Annotated in this window: 21 protein-coding genes; 8 read left to right on the top strand and 13 right to left on the bottom strand. The window is 67.9% G+C overall.

Going from position 1 to position 17,521, the window contains the following annotated elements; genetic code table 11:
- The first annotated feature begins 64 nt into the window (after window positions 1-64).
- The 3 genes from WKW77_RS09045 to WKW77_RS09035 all read left to right on the top strand — a co-directional run bounded on the left by WKW77_RS09045 (window position 65) and on the right by WKW77_RS09035 (window position 2,155).
- Window positions 65-457 carry a RidA family protein gene (locus tag WKW77_RS09045; protein WP_340356519.1) on the top strand — a complete coding sequence of 131 codons (393 nt, stop codon included), beginning with the start codon at window positions 65-67 and terminating at the stop codon, window positions 455-457.
- A 157-nt stretch (window positions 458-614) separates the two neighbouring features.
- Window positions 615-1,517 carry a 2-dehydro-3-deoxygalactonokinase gene (locus WKW77_RS09040; RefSeq protein ID WP_340356518.1) on the top strand — a complete coding sequence of 301 codons (903 nt, stop codon included), beginning with the start codon at window positions 615-617 and terminating at the stop codon, window positions 1,515-1,517.
- Window positions 1,514-2,155, top strand: coding sequence for a 2-dehydro-3-deoxy-6-phosphogalactonate aldolase (locus tag WKW77_RS09035; RefSeq protein WP_340356517.1), 642 nt, complete (start codon window positions 1,514-1,516; stop codon window positions 2,153-2,155). The genes WKW77_RS09040 and WKW77_RS09035 overlap by 4 nt, the downstream gene beginning before the upstream one ends.
- Before the next feature lie 23 nt (window positions 2,156-2,178).
- Here the strand turns inward: WKW77_RS09035 and WKW77_RS09030 are convergent, their stop codons facing one another.
- The 4 genes from WKW77_RS09030 to WKW77_RS09015 all read right to left on the bottom strand — a co-directional run bounded on the left by WKW77_RS09030 (window position 2,179) and on the right by WKW77_RS09015 (window position 6,093).
- A complete protein-coding gene (locus WKW77_RS09030) occupies window positions 2,179-2,889 on the bottom strand; it encodes an SDR family oxidoreductase (RefSeq protein WP_340356516.1) in 711 nt (236 codons plus the stop codon).
- A 34-nt stretch (window positions 2,890-2,923) separates the two neighbouring features.
- The gene (locus WKW77_RS09025; protein ID WP_340356515.1) at window positions 2,924-4,327 is read right to left on the bottom strand and encodes an MATE family efflux transporter; all 1,404 of its coding nucleotides are present in this window, start codon (window positions 4,325-4,327) and stop codon (window positions 2,924-2,926) included.
- A 61-nt stretch (window positions 4,328-4,388) separates the two neighbouring features.
- Window positions 4,389-5,636: an MFS transporter gene (locus WKW77_RS09020; RefSeq protein ID WP_340356514.1), complete on the bottom strand. Its 1,248-nt coding sequence runs from the start codon at window positions 5,634-5,636 to the stop codon at window positions 4,389-4,391.
- The gene (locus WKW77_RS09015; protein ID WP_340356513.1) at window positions 5,629-6,093 is read right to left on the bottom strand and encodes a MarR family winged helix-turn-helix transcriptional regulator; all 465 of its coding nucleotides are present in this window, start codon (window positions 6,091-6,093) and stop codon (window positions 5,629-5,631) included. The genes WKW77_RS09020 and WKW77_RS09015 overlap by 8 nt, the downstream gene beginning before the upstream one ends.
- 52 nt (window positions 6,094-6,145) lie before the next feature.
- Between WKW77_RS09015 and WKW77_RS09010 the strand changes: the two genes are divergently transcribed.
- Together WKW77_RS09010 and gloA are read left to right on the top strand one after the other, a co-directional pair.
- Window positions 6,146-6,682 (top strand): PaaI family thioesterase, encoded by a 537-nt coding sequence (locus tag WKW77_RS09010; RefSeq protein ID WP_340356712.1) that lies wholly within the window; start codon window positions 6,146-6,148, stop codon window positions 6,680-6,682.
- Between the two features lie 98 nt (window positions 6,683-6,780).
- Window positions 6,781-7,191 carry a lactoylglutathione lyase gene (gloA, locus tag WKW77_RS09005; RefSeq protein WP_093161368.1) on the top strand — a complete coding sequence of 137 codons (411 nt, stop codon included), beginning with the start codon at window positions 6,781-6,783 and terminating at the stop codon, window positions 7,189-7,191.
- A 15-nt stretch (window positions 7,192-7,206) separates the two neighbouring features.
- Here gloA and WKW77_RS09000 read toward each other — a convergent pair whose 3' ends face one another.
- From WKW77_RS09000 to WKW77_RS08985, 4 genes are all read right to left on the bottom strand, one after another.
- A complete protein-coding gene (locus WKW77_RS09000) occupies window positions 7,207-7,932 on the bottom strand; it encodes a haloacid dehalogenase type II (protein WP_340356512.1) in 726 nt (241 codons plus the stop codon).
- A 28-nt stretch (window positions 7,933-7,960) separates the two neighbouring features.
- Window positions 7,961-8,596 carry a bifunctional 4-hydroxy-2-oxoglutarate aldolase/2-dehydro-3-deoxy-phosphogluconate aldolase gene (gene eda, locus WKW77_RS08995; protein WP_340356511.1) on the bottom strand — a complete coding sequence of 212 codons (636 nt, stop codon included), beginning with the start codon at window positions 8,594-8,596 and terminating at the stop codon, window positions 7,961-7,963.
- 163 nt (window positions 8,597-8,759) lie between these two features.
- On the bottom strand, window positions 8,760-10,598 hold the full coding sequence (gene edd / locus WKW77_RS08990) for a phosphogluconate dehydratase (protein ID WP_340356510.1): 1,839 nt from the start codon (window positions 10,596-10,598) through the stop codon (window positions 8,760-8,762).
- A gap of 191 nt (window positions 10,599-10,789) precedes the next feature.
- The gene (locus tag WKW77_RS08985) at window positions 10,790-11,320 is read right to left on the bottom strand and encodes an OmpA family protein (protein ID WP_422823168.1); all 531 of its coding nucleotides are present in this window, start codon (window positions 11,318-11,320) and stop codon (window positions 10,790-10,792) included.
- Window positions 11,321-11,479: 159 nt separating this feature from the next.
- On the opposite strand from WKW77_RS08985, the gene WKW77_RS08980 reads away from it, so the two are divergent.
- Together WKW77_RS08980 and WKW77_RS08975 are read left to right on the top strand one after the other, a co-directional pair.
- The gene (locus WKW77_RS08980) at window positions 11,480-12,094 is read left to right on the top strand and encodes a gamma-glutamylcyclotransferase (RefSeq protein WP_422823167.1); all 615 of its coding nucleotides are present in this window, start codon (window positions 11,480-11,482) and stop codon (window positions 12,092-12,094) included.
- Window positions 12,095-12,114: 20 nt separating this feature from the next.
- Window positions 12,115-12,654, top strand: coding sequence for a superoxide dismutase family protein (locus WKW77_RS08975; RefSeq protein ID WP_340356507.1), 540 nt, complete (start codon window positions 12,115-12,117; stop codon window positions 12,652-12,654).
- Here WKW77_RS08975 and WKW77_RS08970 read toward each other — a convergent pair.
- Window positions 12,641-13,219, bottom strand: coding sequence for a nucleotidyltransferase family protein (locus tag WKW77_RS08970; RefSeq protein ID WP_340356506.1), 579 nt, complete (start codon window positions 13,217-13,219; stop codon window positions 12,641-12,643). The two genes, WKW77_RS08975 and WKW77_RS08970, sit on opposite strands and share 14 nt — an antisense overlap.
- 44 nt (window positions 13,220-13,263) lie before the next feature.
- On the opposite strand from WKW77_RS08970, the gene pdxH reads away from it, so the two are divergent.
- Window positions 13,264-13,911, top strand: coding sequence for a pyridoxamine 5'-phosphate oxidase (gene pdxH, locus WKW77_RS08965; protein ID WP_340356711.1), 648 nt, complete (start codon window positions 13,264-13,266; stop codon window positions 13,909-13,911).
- Window positions 13,912-13,936: 25 nt separating this feature from the next.
- Here pdxH and WKW77_RS08960 read toward each other — a convergent pair whose 3' ends face one another.
- The 4 genes from WKW77_RS08960 to msrA form a co-directional block, all read right to left on the bottom strand.
- Window positions 13,937-14,251 (bottom strand): acylphosphatase, encoded by a 315-nt coding sequence (locus tag WKW77_RS08960; RefSeq protein ID WP_422823160.1) that lies wholly within the window; start codon window positions 14,249-14,251, stop codon window positions 13,937-13,939.
- 95 nt (window positions 14,252-14,346) lie between these two features.
- Window positions 14,347-16,401: a TonB-dependent receptor gene (locus WKW77_RS08955; RefSeq protein WP_340356505.1), complete on the bottom strand. Its 2,055-nt coding sequence runs from the start codon at window positions 16,399-16,401 to the stop codon at window positions 14,347-14,349.
- Window positions 16,402-16,476: 75 nt separating this feature from the next.
- Window positions 16,477-16,860 carry a hypothetical protein gene (locus WKW77_RS08950; RefSeq protein ID WP_340356504.1) on the bottom strand — a complete coding sequence of 128 codons (384 nt, stop codon included), beginning with the start codon at window positions 16,858-16,860 and terminating at the stop codon, window positions 16,477-16,479.
- The gene (gene msrA / locus WKW77_RS08945) at window positions 16,860-17,411 is read right to left on the bottom strand and encodes a peptide-methionine (S)-S-oxide reductase MsrA (RefSeq protein ID WP_340356503.1); all 552 of its coding nucleotides are present in this window, start codon (window positions 17,409-17,411) and stop codon (window positions 16,860-16,862) included. The genes WKW77_RS08950 and msrA overlap by 1 nt, the downstream gene beginning before the upstream one ends.
- Window positions 17,412-17,521 lie beyond the last annotated feature (110 nt).

The following is a 17,521-nucleotide window of genomic DNA, read 5'->3' as shown; positions in this document are numbered from 1 at the left end:
GAACCTGAAGACGTCAAAACGGGGTTTACCCTAGTTATTCATGTAATTTCTTTACACACACATCATGTCCCACGTTGAAATGCTCGGTCAGTCGCCGATCGCCTCCGATCGCCAGGCACGCCCCCTCTCGCCCGCCACCCGTGCGGGCGATTTCGTCTTCGTCTCGGGCCAGGTGCCCACGGACGACCAGGGCCAGGTGATCGTCGGCGGCATCGAGGCGCAGACGCGCCAGGTCTTCAAGCGCATCGAGGAGGCGCTCGCGCTCGCGGACTGCACGCTGTCGGACATCGCCAAGGTCAGCGTGTGGCTGAACGACGCGCGCGATTTCGGCAGCTTCAACCGCGTCTACATGGAGTGCCTCGGCGACCACCGTCCGGCACGCTCGACCGTCGAATCGCGGCTGATGATCGACGCCAAGGTCGAAATCGACGTCACCGCCTACAAACCTCGAACATGAAACTCACCCCCAGCCTCGCCCACTTCGTGTGGCTCGGACACCCCCTTCCAGGGGGCAACCCCTGCGGCCCGGCAAAGCCGGTTCCGCGGGGTTTTTGGCCTGGGCTGCGTTGGTCTGAGGCGTCGTCGAAAGGTGCCGGGCACCGGGGGCCGCCGACATGAGCCACACCCGCCTTGTCGCCGTCGACTGGGGAACGAGTTCCCTCCGGGGCGCGCTGCTCGAACCCGACGGGCGCATCGTCGAGGAACAGAGCCATCCGCGCGGCATCCTCACCGTCAAGCACGGCGGCTTCACCGACGTGTTCGAGACGCTCTTCGCCGACTGGATGCGGCCACAGGGAACGCGCTGCCTCATCTCGGGCATGGCGGGCAGCAAGCAGGGATGGGTCGAGGCGCCCTACTGCGCCTGCCCTGCGGGCCTTGCCGAAGTGCGCAGCAGGATCATGGAGATCGAGCCCGGCCGTATCTCCATCGTGCCGGGCCTCTGCGACACGCACGACGGCGTGCCCGACGTGATGCGTGGCGAAGAGGTGCAGATCCTCGGCGCGATGGTGCTCACCAATCTGCGCGACGGCCTCTTCGTGCTCCCCGGCACGCACAACAAGTGGGCGCGCGTGAAGAACGGCATGGTCACGGGCTTTCGCACCTTCATGACCGGCGAGTTCTACGCGCTGCTGAGCCAGCACTCGATCCTGTCGCGCACGCTCGACACCTCGGCCGGGCTCGACGAAGCGGCGTTCCTCCAAGGCGTGACGCAGTCCGACAACGGACAGGGCCTGCTGCACAACGCCTTCGGCGCGCGCACGCTGTCGCTCTTCGACCGCATGCCGGCGCGCGAGCTGACGAGCTACCTGTCGGGCATCCTCATCGGCGAGGAGTTGCGCACCCAGTCGCTGCACGCGGCGGGCGAGGTGGTGCTGATCGGCACCCCCGCGCTCACGCAGCGCTACCGGCTTGCGCTGCAGGCCTCGGGCGTCAGGGCGCGGACGCTGGGCTCCGAAGCCACCTGGGCGGGCCTGCACGCACTCCACGCACCCAATCCAACCCAACGCAAGCAATGACCGCTCCGCACGACAAATTCAACGCCGCCATGCGGCAGCTCCCCCTGGTGGCGATCCTTCGCGGCCTGACGCCGGATGAGGCACCCGCGGTCGGCGACGCCATCGTCGAATCGGGCTTCCGGCTGCTCGAAGTGCCGCTCAACTCGCCGCGTCCGCTCGACAGCATCGCGCTGCTGAGCCGGCGTTTTCCGCAAGCGCTGGTCGGCGCTGGAACGGTGCTGACCGCGCAGGAAGTGCGCGACGTGCACGCCGCAGGGGGCGAGCTGATCGTGGCACCGAACTTCAATGCCGAAGTAGTCGCCGAAGCGAAGCGCCTCGGCCTCGTGAGCCTGCCGGGCGTGATGACGCCCACCGAGGCCTTCGGCGCGCTCGCGGCGGGGGCCACCGGGCTCAAGCTCTTCCCGGCCGAACTCGCGTCGCCGGCGGTCGTCAAGGCGCTGCTGGCGGTGCTGCCCAAAGGCACGCCGCTGATGCCGGTTGGCGGCATAACGCCCGACAACATGGACGCCTGGCGAGCCGCCGGTTCGGCGGGCTTCGGCATCGGCTCGGCGCTCTACAAGCCGGGCAAGAGCGCGGCGTCCGTGCGTGAGGATGCGCAGCGCTTCGTCGCCGCCTTCGCCGGCACGCTGCGCGCCTGAAGGCGCGCGGTGCCGCTCGCGAATCACCCCCCGCGTTCTACGGCGTAGGGCGGCAGCTCGGCCGAAAGCCCCGCCTTGACCTGCTGCGTGAGCGGATCGGCCAGTACCTCGAACTTCCCGGCTTCGAGCGCTTCGAATGTCTTCTTCACCACGTCGTCGGGCGACGCCTTCGGGCCCGGAATTCCGCTCGTCATGTCGGTGTCCATGAAAGCGACGTGCAGGCTCAGCACCTGGGTGCCCTGCGCACGCAGCGCGGAGCGCAGCGCGTTGCTGAGCGACCATGTGGCGGACTTCGAGGCGCTGTAGCCGGCGGCCCCGGGCAAGGTCAGCCAGCTCAGGATCGACAGTACGTTGATGATCGCGCCGCCGCCATTGGCCGCCAGCACGGGGGCGAAGGCCCGGCTCAGCGCCCACGGGCCGAAGAAGTTGGTTTCGAACTCGGCGCGCGTCTTCTCGAACGCATCGTCGGTGCCGAACAGGCTCACGCCGCGCGAGATGCCGGCGTTGTTGACCAGCAAGTTGACATCGCCGCATTCGCGCGCGGCCGCCTCCGCCTGCTCGGGCCGCGTGACGTCGAGCGCGATCGGAACGACGCCGGGCAGCGTGACGCCGTTCGGGTCGCGCGCGGCTGCATAGACCTTCTTCGCACCGGCCGCCAGCGCGGCGCGCGCGAACGCAAGACCGAGCCCGCGATTGGCACCGGTGATGAAGACGACCGAATCCTTGATCTGCATGGTGTAGCCCTTTCGAAAAATATGGTCTGTCGAATCAGGAAGGCTGGATGCGGCGCAGCAGCCCCGCCGTGGTTCGCGGCCAGCCCACGCGGCCGAACCACGCCCCTCCGGCAATGGCCGAAGCGATGACCACGCCGTACACGACCAGCGCCACGCCCTGTGCGATGAACACATCGACCAGTTCGCCGCCCCAGCGCAGCGCCAGCCAGCCGCCGAGCGCCGCGACGACGAGCCGCGCGATGTTGCCCAGGACCGGCCACAACAGCCGGCCCGCGCCTTGCGAGGCGAAATAGAGCACCAGCCCGACGCCGAAGAAGCCATAGAATGGCCCGACCGCCCGCAGGTATTGCGAGCCCGCGTCGAGCATCGCGGGATCACTCCCGAACAGCATCAGCCACTGGCGCGGGAACAGCGCGGCCGCGAGCCCCACGGAGCCCGCGAGCACGAACGCGATCGCCGCACCGGTCCAAGCCGCGCGCAATGCACGCTCGCGCTGGCCCGCGCCGATGCAGGTGCCGATCATCGCGAGCAGCGGCGCGCCGAGTCCGAAGACCAGCGGCACCAGCAGGTACTCGAGCCGCGATGCAGTGCCGTAGCCCGCGATCGCGCCAGGCCCGAAGTGACTGGTCAGCGCGGTCGCGATACCGATCGACAGGTTGGTCGCGACCGTCGACACCGCGCCCACGAGGCCCACGCGCAGGATGTCGCGGAACAGCGGCCACTGGAAGCGCGCATGCGCCCACGACGGTTTCAGCAGGCTGCGATCGGAACGCAGGTAGAGCCACAGTGCGATCGATCCGCCGAGGTAGTAGACGAGCAGCGCGACCGCCCCGCCCGCGATGCCCAATCCCGGGATCGGGCCCCAGCCGAAGATCAGCAGCGGCGACAGCGGAACCAGCAGGACGACGCCCACCACGGTCACGTTCGCCGGCACCGCCATGTTGCCGGTCCCGCGCAGCACCGCGGCAAGCGAATTGAAGATCCACACCAGCACCGCGCCAGCGAACACCACATTGGAATAGAGCAGCGCCGCTTCGAGCGAAGCGCCCGAGCCACCCATCAGCGTGAAGAGCCAGCGCCCGCCGAGCAGCAACGCCAGCATGAAGACGACGCCGAAGCCGATCGCGATGGCGATCGCGTGCACCACCAGCGCATCGGCCGAATCGCGCCGCCGTGCACCGAGCGCTCGTGCGATGGACGATGCAATGCCGCCGCCCATCGCGCCGGCCGACGTCATCTGCATCAGCATCACCACCGGGAACACCAGGGCCATCCCTGCGAGCGCGTCGGTGCCGAGCTTGCCGACGAAGTAGGTCTCGATGAGACCGACGGCCGCCTGCGCGACCATCACCAGCACGTTCGGGAACGCGAGGCGCAGCAACGTGGGCACGATCGGCGCTTCGAGCAGCAGCCGCGTGCGGTGATCGAGGGCGCTCATTGGGAAACCTCCGTGCTTCGCACTGCGGCGCGTGCCCCCTTCGGAGCGGCCGGGCGGGCGCTCATGCCGGCTTCACCATCAGCGCCGGCCGCGATTCGCGGATCGGCAGGTTGACCAATGCAGCGCCTGCAGCCAGCGCGATGTCGATGTACCAGACGATGTCGTAGCTGCCCGTGGCCTGGAATACATAGCCGCCCAGGAATGCACCGAGGAAGCCGCCGATCTGGTGCGCCAGCATCACGATGCCGAACAGCATCGCCATGTTGGCGGGGCCGAACATCTTCGCCACCAGGCCCGCGGTCGGCGGAACGGTGGAGAGAAAGGTCACGCCCATCACCGCGGCGAAGACCAGCATCACGGCTGGGGTCTTCGGAGCGAAGAGGAACACCAGCACCGCGAGCCCGCGCGCGGCATATACCAGTGCCAGCAGCGACTTCATGCGCCAGCGGCCGACCGCCCAGCCCATCAACAGGCTGCCCACGATGTTGAAGAGGCCGATCATCGCCAGCGCCCAGCCACCGATCTCGGGCGGCAGTCCGCATGCCGCGACCACGCCGGGAAGGTGCGTCGCAAGGAACGCGACGTGGAAGCCGCAGACGAGAAAGCCGAGGCTCAGGTAGCGATAGCTCGGCGTACCGATCGCCTGGCTGATCGCCTGGCGCGCGGTGAGCGGGCTCGCACCCTGGGTCGCGGTCTGCGCAGCAAGCGCCTTTGAATTGCCCTTCAGTACGAGCACCGCGGGCAGCGCGACGAGGATCAGCACCGCGAGCCACTGCATCGCGCTGGCCCAGCCGACGGCCGCCATCAGGCCGATGGCGATCGGCGCCATCGCGAACTGCCCGAACGAGCCGCCCGCATTGACGATGCCGGTCGCGAGGCCGCGCTTGTGCACCGGCACCAGCCGCGTGGTCGCCGCCATCAGCACCGAGGGGCCGGCCATGCCCGCACCACCCGCCGCCAGCACGCCGATCGCGAAGATCAGCCCGGCGGTCGTCGTCATCAGCGGCGTGATGAAGGTGCCGAGTGCCACCAGCAGCACGCCGAAGAAGATCACGCGCCCGGTGCCGACCCGATCCGCGACCGCGCCTGCGAAAGGCTGCGTGAGGCCCCACCAGAGCTGACCGAAGGCGAACGCCAGGCTGATGCTGCCGAGGCCCAGCCCGGTCGAGGTGTTGAGCGACGAAAGGAAAAGGCCCATCGTCTGCCGCACACCCATCGTGAGTGCGAAGGTGCCGGCAGCGGCAAGAAGCACCAGCCAGACGGCATGGCCCGTGGAAGATGTCGTGCCAGCGGCGGCGCGGTCAGTCATCGCGTTCTCCTTCGGTGATCTCGTCCGCGGCCTGCAGCACCGCGATGCTTTCGTCGATCAAGGCATGAAGCGCGAGCACGCGCTTCACGCCGAGCAGTTCGTTGAGCTTTTCCTGCGCGGTGCGCCAGTGGCGCTGGGCTTCGCTGCGCTTCTTGCGGCCCTCGTCGGTGATCTCGATGAGCCGGCTGCGCGCGTCGGGGCCCTCCCCCTGCACAAGCCACCCTTCGGCCATCAAAGGCTTGAGATTGCGCGTGAGCGTCGACGCATCGACGCCCATGGCATGCGCCAGATCCACCGGACGGATCGGGCCCAGATGCAGCACGTGCGACAGCAGCGAGTACTGCGTGGTCTTGAGGCCGCTCCTGGCGACCTCCGCGTCATACAGCCGCCCGACCTGCCGCATCAGGTGACGCAGCTTGAAGTTGGTGCAGCCCTGGGGCTTTGCGATTGCATTCATGCGGATGATTGTAGCTACAATCATTGCATATGCAACTTTAAGGGAATTGCCGATGACCCCAGCAGAACAACTTGCCGCCTGGATCGCGGAAGAAAAATCCGTCGCACAGCGCCTCGACGCCGGCCCCGGTCCCGGGCTTGCCCGCCCGGACCAGATCGTCGGCAAGACCGGCCTCGAAATGATGCAGGCGATACTCCGCGCGGAAATCCCCTACGCCGCGATCGCGAAGACGCTGAATTTCCAGATCATCGAAGTCAGCCCCGGTCGCGCGGTATTCCAGGGCAAACCGCTACCGGAGCACCTGAACCCACTCGGCACCATCCATGGCGGCTGGTTCGCCACGCTGCTCGATTCGGCGCTCGGCTGTGCGGTCCACACCATGATGCCGGCCGGCCGCGCCTACACCACGGCCGAGCTGGGCGTGAACCTGGTCAAGGCCTTGACGCCCAAGGTCGAGCGCGTACGCGCCGAAGGCAAGGTGATTCATTGCGGCCGCCAGCTCGCAACCGCCGAGGCGCGCCTGATCGGCCCGGACGGCACGATCTACGCGCACGCGACCACCACTTGCCTCGTGTTCGAGATGCGCTGACGCGCAGCGGCGCCGACGCACGAATAGCCATCGCGCCGGCGTGCATGCCGAGGGGACGCGACAATCGCCGATCGACAACATCGATGGCGACCCACGAAATGCGACTCCTCCACACCATGCTGCGCGTCGGCAACCTCCAGCGCTCGATCGACTTCTACACGAAGGTCCTCGGCATGCAACTGCTGCGCACCTCGGAGAACCCCGAATACAAGTACAGCCTTGCCTTCGTCGGCTACGAGGGCAATCCGGCGCAGGCCGAGATCGAGCTGACCTACAACTGGGGCACCGAAAGCTACGAGCTGGGCACCGCCTACGGCCACATCGCGCTCGGCGTGCCCGATGCGTATGCGGCCTGCGAGAAGATCAAGGCCGCGGGCGGCAACGTCACGCGCGAAGCCGGGCCGGTGAAGGGCGGCACGACCGTCATCGCTTTCGTGACCGATCCGGACGGCTACAAGATCGAGCTCATCCAGCGCGCCGAAGGGGCCCAGGGCGCAGGACTGCGCTGATATCGCGCCACACGCTCAGCAGCCGAGCAGATCCGCGAGATGCTCGATGCTGCGCGCGTGCAGGTTGTTGTCCAGCTGCGGCGACACATCCTTCGGCCGCGACGGGCCAAACTCCATCGGCCGCTCGATGTAGCCGGTGCGCAGGCCGCAGGTGCGCGCAGCCGCGAGGTCGTCATGGTGCGCGGCGGCGAGCATCACCTGCCCCGGCGACACATCGAAGACCGCCGCGACTCCGAGGTAGGTCCGCGGGTCCGGCTTGTAGGCCTTGAAGACCTCGGCCGACAGCACGCAATCCCACGGCAAGCCGGCGTTCTTCGCCATCTCGGTCAAGAGGCCGATGTTGCCGTTCGAGAGCGAGCAGATGATGTACTTGCGCTTGAGCCGCGCGAGCCCCGGGACGGCATCGGGCCACGCAGGCAGCCGGTGCCAGGCCCGGTTGAGATCACGCTTGCGGTCGGCGTCGAGGTCCTCGATGCCGAAGTCGCGCAGCACGCCGCCGAGGATGCTCATGTGCAGTTCGTCCAGCAGCGTGAAGCCGCCCTCGCCGGCCGCAAGGCGCTCCATCACGCCCTTCATCGCGGGCTGGTAACCCGCGCGCCAAGCCAGAGCGAACGCGCCGCCATCGATGCCCGGGAGGATCCGCTCGGCCTCTGCGGCGATGCCCGAGTACCAGTCGACCACGGTGCCGAAGACGTCGAAGGCGATGACCTTCAGGTCGCTGGCGTCGAATGCCGCGCTCATCACCCAAGCTCCGTGCGCCGCACTGCGATCATCGTGCCAGTTGGCTCGCTTCGCGGGCGAGCGCCTCGATGCGCGACCAATCGCCGGCGGCGATCGCATCGGTCGGCACGATCCAGGAACCTCCGACGCACGCGACGTTCGACAGCGCAAGGAATTCCGGCGCGTTGCCCGCGTGGATGCCGCCGGTCGGGCAGAACTTCACCTCGCCGAAAGGCCCCTGCCATGCCTTGAGCATCGCCAGGCCGCCCGCCTGAACCGCCGGGAAGAACTTGAGCTCGGTGAACCCGTCTTCCTGGGCCAGCATGATTTCGCTGCCCGTGGCCACGCCGGGCAAGAGCGGCAGTCCCAGGTCGTGGCATGCTTTGCCGACCGCGCGCGTGTAGCCCGGGCTCACGCCGAATTTCGCGCCGGCGAGCGCCGAAGCCTGCGCGTCGGCCGCGCTGCGGATGGTTCCGGCGCCGGCCACGGCCTCGGGCACTTCCTTGGCGATCAGTTCGATGCACTCGAGCGCCTCGCGCGTGCGCAGCGTCACTTCGAGCATGCGGATCCCGCCGGCCACGAGCGCGCGTGCCAGCGGCACCGCATCCTTCACGTCATGCAGCACGATCACGGGGATCACCGGTGCATCGCGCATCACGTCGAGCGCGGTCCAACTTGTCTTCATGTTCACAGTTCTCCTTCACGATCACATGCCACCCGCGACCCATGAACTGGCACGGCCGAGCCGGGGGCGCCCGCGGAACCGGCTTCGCCGGGCCGCTGGGTGCGCCCCCTGCAAGGGGGTTGGCGAAGCGACACGCAGTGCGCGAAGCCTGGGGGTGGGGTCATCACAACCATGTGCAGGCTCCTTCTTCTGCTGTCAATGCGTTGCGGCGCATGCCGGCGAACAGTTCGCGGCCCAGGCCGTGAGCGTTGTCGGTGCGCTGTTCTTCGGGTTGCTTGGCGACTTCGCGCTGCGCCCATTCGTCGTCGGGCACCAGCACGGTGAGGGTGCCGGCAATCGAATCGAGTCGGATCAGATCGCCGTCGCGCACCTTGGCGAGCGGCCCGCCCGCAGCGGCCTCGGGCGACACGTGGATCGCGGCCGGGACCTTGCCCGAAGCGCCGCTCATGCGGCCGTCGGTCACGAGCGCCACGCGGAAGCCCTTGCCCTGAAGCACGGACAGCGGCGGCGTCAGCTTGTGCAGTTCCGGCATGCCGTTGGCCTGCGGTCCCTGCCAGCGCACGACGCAGACCACGTCGCGCTGGAGTTCGCCGGCCTTGAAGGCGTCCTGCAGCGCGCCCTGCGAATCGAACACGCGCGCCGGCGCCTCGATCACATGCCGGTCGTCGGGCACCGAAGACACCTTGATCACGCTGCGGCCGAGATTGCCGACCAGCACCTTGAGCCCGCCGGTGGCGCTGAACGGCGACGCCACCGGGCGCGCGACCGCGTCGTTCTTGGTCGGCTGGGCAGCGTGCCACGACAGCGCGTGCTCGTCCGACGGCGTTGCGGCGAGCGAGGGAATGTTCGCGTACTCGCGGATGCCGCCGGCGCGCACCGTCTGCACGTCGGCGTGCATCAGCCCCGCATCCAGCAGTTCGCCGATCACGAAGCCGGGGCCGCCTGCGGCCTGGAACTCGTTCACGTCGGCAGTCCCGTTGGGATAGACACGCGTGAGCAGCGGCACGACTTCCGACAGTTCGGAGAAGTCGTTCCAGTCGATGAGGATTCCCGCCGCACGCGCGACCGCGACCCAATGGATCAGATGGTTGGTCGAGCCGCCGGTGGCCAGCAGCGCAACCATCGCGTTGACGATCACGCGCTCGTCGACCAGTTCGCCGATCGGCGGTACCGCGTAGGCCTTGTCGGAAGCCCGGCCGAGCACCGTACGGACCGCCTCGCGCGTGAGCGCCTCGCGCATCGAATCGCCCGGCTGGATGAACGCCGTGCCGGGCACATGCAGGCCCATTGCCTCGAGCAGCATCTGGTTGCTGTTGGCGGTGCCGTAGAAGGTGCAGGTGCCTTGTGCGTGATAGGCCTGCATCTCGGCGTCGAGCAAGCCTTGCCTGCCGACGAGCCCCTGCGCAGCCTGCTCGCGGACCTTGGCCTTGGCGCTGTTCGAAAGACCCGAAGGCATCGGCCCGGCGGGCACGAAGACCATCGGCAGATGACCGAAGTGCAGTGCACCGATGAGCAGGCCCGGCACGATCTTGTCGCACACGCCGAGCAGCAGGGCCGCATCGAACATGTCGTGCGTGAGCGCCACCGCGGTGCCCATCGCGATCACGTCGCGGCTGAAAAGGCTGAGTTCCATGCCGGGCGTGCCCTGCGTGACGCCGTCGCACATCGCCGGCACGCCGCCCGCCACCTGCGCGGTGGCGGCATGCCGCCGGGCCTCGTGCTTGACGATGTCCGGATAGCCCTGGAACGGCGCGTGCGCCGAAAGCATGTCGTTGTAGGCAGTGACCACGCCGATGTTCGGCGCGCGCTCGGTCACCACCTTGAGTTTGTCGTTGGCCGGAATCCCCGCGACCGCGTGGGCCACGTTGGCGCAGCCCATCCGATCGGAGCCGCGTTCGCGGTGGCGGATTTCGTTCAATCGCTGGAGGTAGGCACTTCGCAGCGTTCGGCTGCGCTCGCGGATGCGCTCGGTGACATCGCGGACTGTGGAGTGTGTAGTCATGGAATATGTCGCACTGCCGTTGAGTCGCCACGAATCGGCAACTCGAAGGTGCATGGTATCAAGCTCGCTCCCAGTCTTCGCGCACTTCGTGTCGCTTCGCCAACCCCGGACCGGGGGCAATACCGGCGGGCCGGCGAAGCCGGTTCCGCGGTATTCCTGTCAACAATTCCGAAGCCCCGGCTTGGGGACTCTCAATCGATGAGCTTGACCTCGACGCGCCGCGCCTGGGCGTCGTCGCCGCTGCCGGTGGTCACCGCGGGACGTTCCATCCGGACCTTGTCGGGCGGACAGCCCAGGCCGACAAGCACGTCTCGCACCATCTGGGCGCGCCGCTTGGCGAGTTCGTCGTTGAGCGCCGGATCGCCGGTGGTGTCGTGGAAGCCGGAGACAAGCGCCTTCTTGCCGCCTTCGACGCCCTTGAGCACGATGGCCAGCGCCTCGGCAGCGCCCGGCGCGATGTCGGCGCTGGCGGTGGCGAAGTAGAAGTTCACCACGCCGCCCGCGACACGGATGCTCGCGCCGTCGGGGATCACGACCGTCACGGTCTCGGTCACCACCGCCACGGTCGTCGCAGGCGCGGCTGCGGCCACCGGCTGCTCGGGGACGGTAGCGCCGTGGCTCTTGAAGTAAAGCACGATGCCGATCACGAACAGGATCACCAGCGCGATCAGACCGAGCACGAAGGCCAGGATGAAATTCTGTTGACTCTCGTCGTCGCTGATGGCGGACATGGGGGGATCTCCGTAGTTGAGGGGCCGGTAAATAATGGTGCGGTGAACCATGACCGCGAAATTGTAGGTGTCGCCCCCGAGCCGCCGAAGGGCGATCCGGGTCCTCCTGGCCTCGATCCGCTGCCCAAGCCGCTGCGAGATCCCAAGCCGATGCTCGATCGCGTCATCGAGGAATGGGGCGGTCACCAGGACCTGTGGCTCTTCGGCTATGGCTCGCTGATCTGGCGGCCGGACTTCGGTTTCATCGAGCGGCACCCGGCGCGCGTGCATGGCTGGCATCGCGCCCTGAAGATGTGGAGCCGGGTGAATCGCGGCACGGTGGAGAACCCGGGCCTCGTGTTCGGGCTGCTGTCGGGCGGCAGTTGCCGCGGGATGGTCTTCCGCGTGCCGGCGACCGACGGGCTCGAGACGCTGGGCCGCCTCTGGCTGCGAGAGATGCCGACGGGCGTCTACGACCCGCGCTGGCTCGAATGCAACACGCCGCATTCCAAGGTGAAGGCGCTGGCGTTCACGCTGTCGAGGCGCAGCCCGAACTTCACCGGCGAGCTCAGCGACGAGCGCTACCGTCACATCTTCGCCAGCGCAGTCGGCCGCTACGGCAGTTCGCTCGACTATGCGCATCAGACCTTGCTGGAGCTCAAGCGCCACTCGATCCACGATGCCGCACTGGCGCGGCTCGTCAAGCTGGCCGAATTCCGTTTGTCGGCCGAGGCCGATAGCGAAAAGCCGCCGGCTTCGCTATACCCTCCTCCATCTCAGTCGTGATCAACATTCAAGGAGTTCGCATGTCCCGTCGAATCATCGCCCTCGCCGCAGCCTTCGCCGCGGCCGGCACGCTCGCCGCCTGCGGCACCATGGGCCAGGGCGGCGCGGCGGCCACGGCCACGCTCGCACCCACCGGCGCGATCTCGCCGAATCCGACCATGGGCAAGGTGACCTTCACGCCGATCGCCAACGGCGTGCGCGTGTCCGGCGACGTGCGCGGACTCCCCCCGGGAACGGAACATGGCTTCCACATCCACGAAAAGGGCGACTGCGGCGACAACGGCAATGCCTCCGGCGGCCACTTCAACCCTGCCGGCGGAACGCACGGCAAGTTCGCGGCGCCCGGCAGCCATGCCGGCGAGTTGCCGAGTCTCGTGGCCGACGCCGGCGGCGTGGCGAAGTTCAGCGTCGAGGTGCACGCGCTCTCCCTCACCGAAGGCGCCGCCAACAACGTGGTCGGCCGTGCGGTGGTGGTGCATCGCGACCGCGACGACTTCACGACGCAACCGGCCGGCAATTCCGGCCCGCGCATCGCCTGCGGCGTGATTACCCGCGGCTGAGCCGATCCCGCAGCAGGGCTTCGGCGCGCGCCAGTTCGTCGGGCGTGTCGATGTCCGTGACGACGCCGACGTCGTCGACCTCGAGTTCAGCAACCTGCCCCGCTTCGCGCAAGGCGCGCAGCACCGGGGCCGCGCCCTGGTTGCCCGACAAGGCCGCAAGCCGCGGCCCGCAAGGTGCGGCAAAACCCACCGGATGCCCGCGCGCACCCCGATAGCTCGGCTGTGCCGCGAGCACCGTGCCCTGCAAGGCATGCGCCACCGCTTGCAGAGTGGCCGGCTGCACCAGCGGCAGATCGGCCGGAAGGATCAGCCATCCAGGGGCCTCGGCCGTCGCCCGCACGGCTGCGGCGATCGAATCGCCCATGCCGGGGTGCCCGACGTCCTCCAGATGCCAGGGAAGTCCACTTGCACGCACGGTGGCCAGCGTGTGCTCGAGCACCGTCGCCCCGGCCAGCGGCGCATGCAGCTTGTGGCCGGCACCTCCCGCCGCCTTGAATCGCTCGCCACGGCCCGACGCGAGGACGATGACGGTCGGCAGACTGGAAGATGACGATGCGGCGTTCATGCGCCGCAGTATCTCCGCTTTGCTTGCGCAACAATGGCGGCATGATGAGCTCTCCCACCGAATCGCTGGCCGCCCTGCGCAAGAGCTACGAGCGCGCCGAACTCGACGAAGTCAGCAGTGCCGACGACCCGCTCAAGCAATTCGAGCGCTGGCTGGCCGAAGCCATCGACGCCAAGCTGCCCGAGCCGAACGCGATGACGCTTGCCACGGTCAGCGGCGATCTGCGTCCCTCCACCCGCATCGTGCTCATCAAGGGCTATGACGAGCGCGGCATCGTCTGGTACACCAACTACCAGAGCCGCAAGGGGCAGGATCTCGCCGGCAACCCTTTCGCCGCGCTGCAGTTCCACTGGGTCGAACTCGAACGCGTGGTGCGCATCGAAGGCCGGGTCGAGAGAGTGAGTGATGCCGAGAGCGACGCCTATTTCGCGAGCCGGCCGCTCGACTCGCGCATCGGCGCCTGGGCCAGCCCGCAGAGCGAGGTCATCAGCGGTCGCGACGTGCTGGTGAAGAACGCTGCGATCTACGCCGCCAGGCACCTGCTTTCGCCGCCGCGTCCGCCGCACTGGGGGGGCTTCCGCCTCGTGCCCGATCGCTGGGAGTTCTGGCAGGGCCGCAAAAGCAGGCTGCACGACCGGCTGCGCTATCGGCTCGAAGGTGGCGAGTGGGTGCGGGAACGCCTCGCCCCTTGATCGCGAAGCCTCGTCCGCGCGGGGCTCAGACCGTGGGCTGGCGTTCGAACACGGCAAGGCGATCGAACGGCCGCGGCACTTCCTTCACTTCGAGCGACGACACCCGTGCACCGGGCACCCCGCTGCGCAACCAGTCGCACATGTGCGCGATCTGATTCGGCGAGCCCTGCAGCATCGCCTCGACAGAGCCGTCCAGCCGATTGCGAACCCAGCCCGTGATGCCGAGCGCGCGGGCATGGCGCACGCAGGCCTGTCGGTAGCCCACGCCCTGCACCCTGCCGACCGCCCGGATCAAGCGGCAATCGATCGTGCCCGTGTTGTCGCCTCCATCCATCGCCATGGCTTCTTCCCGGATGAAGCGCGAGCATCGTCGAACAGGCCCGCCGCGCCAAGTTTCAAATGGTGAACGGGCCTGCGGCGGCTGGTCTCGGAGGCTCAGAAGGTCGCGCGCAGACCCACCTTCGCCGAGCGTCCCGGCAAGGGCACGTTCGGGAAGGCCGTCGTCGTCAGGATCGACGTCGCGCTGTAGGCCAGTTCGTTGGTGATGTTGTCGATGCGCGCATACCAGGTGAGGTTGGCGCGCTGCACCTTCATCTTGTAGGTGAGAGAGGCATTCCACAGCGTGTAGGCATCGGTCTCGCGATCGCCCGGCGGCACGCGGTGCTGCGCTGCGTAGTGGTCGAAGCCGAAGCGTGCGGTCCACGGGCCATTGCCGTAGGCGAGCGTCGCTCCGGCACGCGCCGGCGCGATGCGCGGCAGGGGCCGGTCGGTATCGATGTCGGTCGCACGCACCAGATCGCCACGCCACTCCAGGTCCAGCGTGCCCGCATCGTCCGGACGCGAGAAGCCATCGTTGCCCAACAGGCGCCAGGTTCCGCTGGCCTCGAGGCCGGTGAAGCGCGCACGCACGCCGCTATATGCGTACTCGGGCAGCGTGCCGTCGGACGCGGCCGGATTCACCTCGCCGTCCTCACCGCGCACATTGCCCGTGGCGTTGAGCCCGATGTAGTTGCTGAACCGCGTAACGTAGGCATTGACCTTTGCGTTGTCCGGACCCGCGCGCCACTGTGCGCCGAGGTCGAAGCCGGTCGACTTCTCCTTCTGCAGATCCGGGTTGCCGAGTTCCCAGGTGCCGGTGGCCACGTGCGGGCCGTTGGCGAACAACTCGTAGTCCTTGGGTGCGCGCTCGGTGTAGGCGAGGTTCGAGGTCAACTGCCACTGCGGCGCGAGGTCGACGAGCGCGCCGATCGCCGCACTGTGCGGGCTGAAGTCGCGCTCGCCGGTGAAGAAGCGCGTGACCGACGGATCGTCCGAGCCGAAGGACTGCACCTTGACCTGCTCCGTGCGCGCACCGAAGCTCAGCCGACCCCACGAGGTGCCCAGTTCCTCGTGCAGGAACATCGCATTGCTGCGCGTGCGGCTCGCCGGCACGAAGGCCTCCTCGCCGTCGGCGGAGAAATCGCCGGTCTCGTTGGCGAAGCCGACCAGGCCCTCCAGATTGCCGATCCTGCGATGGCGCGCCTCGATGCGGACGTCGTCGGTGTTCTTCGTGAACACGGTGCCGGGCATCGGGCCCTCGTACTCCGTGTGGCCGTAGTCGGTGCGGCTCAGCTTGGCGTGCACGCTGCTGAAGAACCCGCCGGGACGCCACTCGCCTTCGAGCGCATAGCGGTCGGACTTCATGCCGATGGTCACGTCGTCCTCGGCCACCGTGCCGTAGGTGCTCCGGTAGGTGCTGGCGGATGCGCCGATCCAACCCTGGTCGAAGAAGAGCGTGCCGCCGAAGGCGCCGCCCTCGGCCTGGTTGGCCGAATTGCAGATCTTGCGGGCGATGCCCGGTCGCTGCGGGTTGGCGCACTGCAGGTCGATCGGCACCGAGACACCGTCCGAATCGCGGTGGAACGCATCGACGTGCAGCGCGTAGCGGTTGTTGCCGCCTTCGAACACCACGCCGCCGGATGTCTCGCGGTTGCCGGTGGCGTAGCCCAGGTCCGCGCGTCCGCCGAAGCCTTCGATCGGTTCGGTCGGGATGCGGTTGTCGAGCAGGTTCACGACGCCACCCACCGCGCTGCCGCCATATTGCAGCGCCGATGGGCCGCGCAGCACTTCGATGCGCTCGGTGACGAGCGCGTCGACCGGCACCGCGTGGTCGTAGCTCAGCGACGAGGCGTCGGGCGCGGCGCCGCCGTTCTGCAGGATGCGGATGCGGTCGCCGTCCTGCCCGCGGATCGTGGGCCGGCTGGCATTGGGCCCGAAGTAGGTGCTGCTGACGCCCGGAAGGCCGTTCAGGGTCTCGCCGAGCGTGGACTGCGAGCGCATCAGCAGCGCGTCGTTCGAAAGCGACGTGGTGGGCGCGATGAGGTCGTTCGCGCCGAGGGGATTGCCGGTGACGGTGACTTCACCCAGCGTGGAAGATTGGGCCCACGATGCGCAGCACGCGAGCGACAGGACGGCAATGCCCACGGCATTGCGACGGAATGGAAATGGCATGTTGAAACACTCGTTGAATCGACAGACGCAGGCCGCCGCCCGCCGTGCGGGAGGCGACTGCGAACGGAAGGGGATTCAGCGAGAGGAAGGCGGGCCGCGCGCGTCGAAGAGCGCGGCCCAGCGCGCCAGCACCTCACCTTCGAGCCATGCGAAGGTGGCGGCGGGCAGCGTCACGGGCAGGACCACGAGCGGCACACCGATGGCGGCCGGCCCGTGGGACAACTGGTCGTACAGACGGCATTCGGCATCGGTGTGGTCGCCGAAGAGCGCGAACAGGCCGTGCGAAGAAGAAGGAGAGGCAGGACTCGCCTTCCCGGCCAGTGCAGGAAGATCGCCGGTCGCATGCACGTGCAGGGTGCTGTGCACGAGACCCAGCGTCGCCGCGACCCACAGCGAGAGCGCCAGCACGCAGACGAGCGTGCGGGTCGCTGTGGATCGGGAGACGGGGTGGGAATGCATCAGGACTTGAGGTACTTCGCGAAGGTCTTCTGGAACTTCTCGACCTTGGGACCGACCACGAAGGCGCAGTACCCCTGGTTCGGGTTGTTCAGGAAATAGTCCTGGTGATAGGCCTCGGCCGTCGAGTAGTTGGCCAGCGGCTGCACTTCGGTCACAACTGGCGCGCGGTAGGTCTTGCTGTCGGAGATCTCGCGGATCACCTCATCGGCCATCCGTTTCTGCTCGTCGCTCGTGTAGTAGATGCCGCTGCGGTACTGCGTGCCGACATCGTTGCCCTGCCGGTTGAGCGTGGTCGGGTCGTGCACGACGAAGAAGATCTCGAGGATCTCGTGCAGCGAGATCTCCTCGGGGTCGAACACGACCTTGACCACCTCCGCATGCCCGGTGCGGCCGGTGCAGACCTGCTCGTAGCTCGGGTTCAGCGCCTGGCCGTTGCTGTAGCCCGACTCGACGTCGACCACCCCCCGCACGCGGTCGAAAACCGCTTCGGTGCACCAGAAGCAGCCACCGCCGAGGACGATGGTTTCGGTTTGCGTGGATGGATGGGTCATGGGAACTCCGATTCTTGGCGTTGAAAACAAAGAGGCTTTGACAGGCCAAAACCAGAGATTGTGGCGGCTTGACGGCAACCAAGGCCCTCACTACATTACTAACCCGCCAG

Origin of the sequence: Variovorax ureilyticus, from assembly GCF_037889935.1 — a bacterium.
GTDB lineage: Bacteria > Pseudomonadota > Gammaproteobacteria > Burkholderiales > Burkholderiaceae_C > Variovorax > Variovorax ureilyticus.
This window is presented reverse-complemented; position numbering and strand designations above follow the sequence as displayed.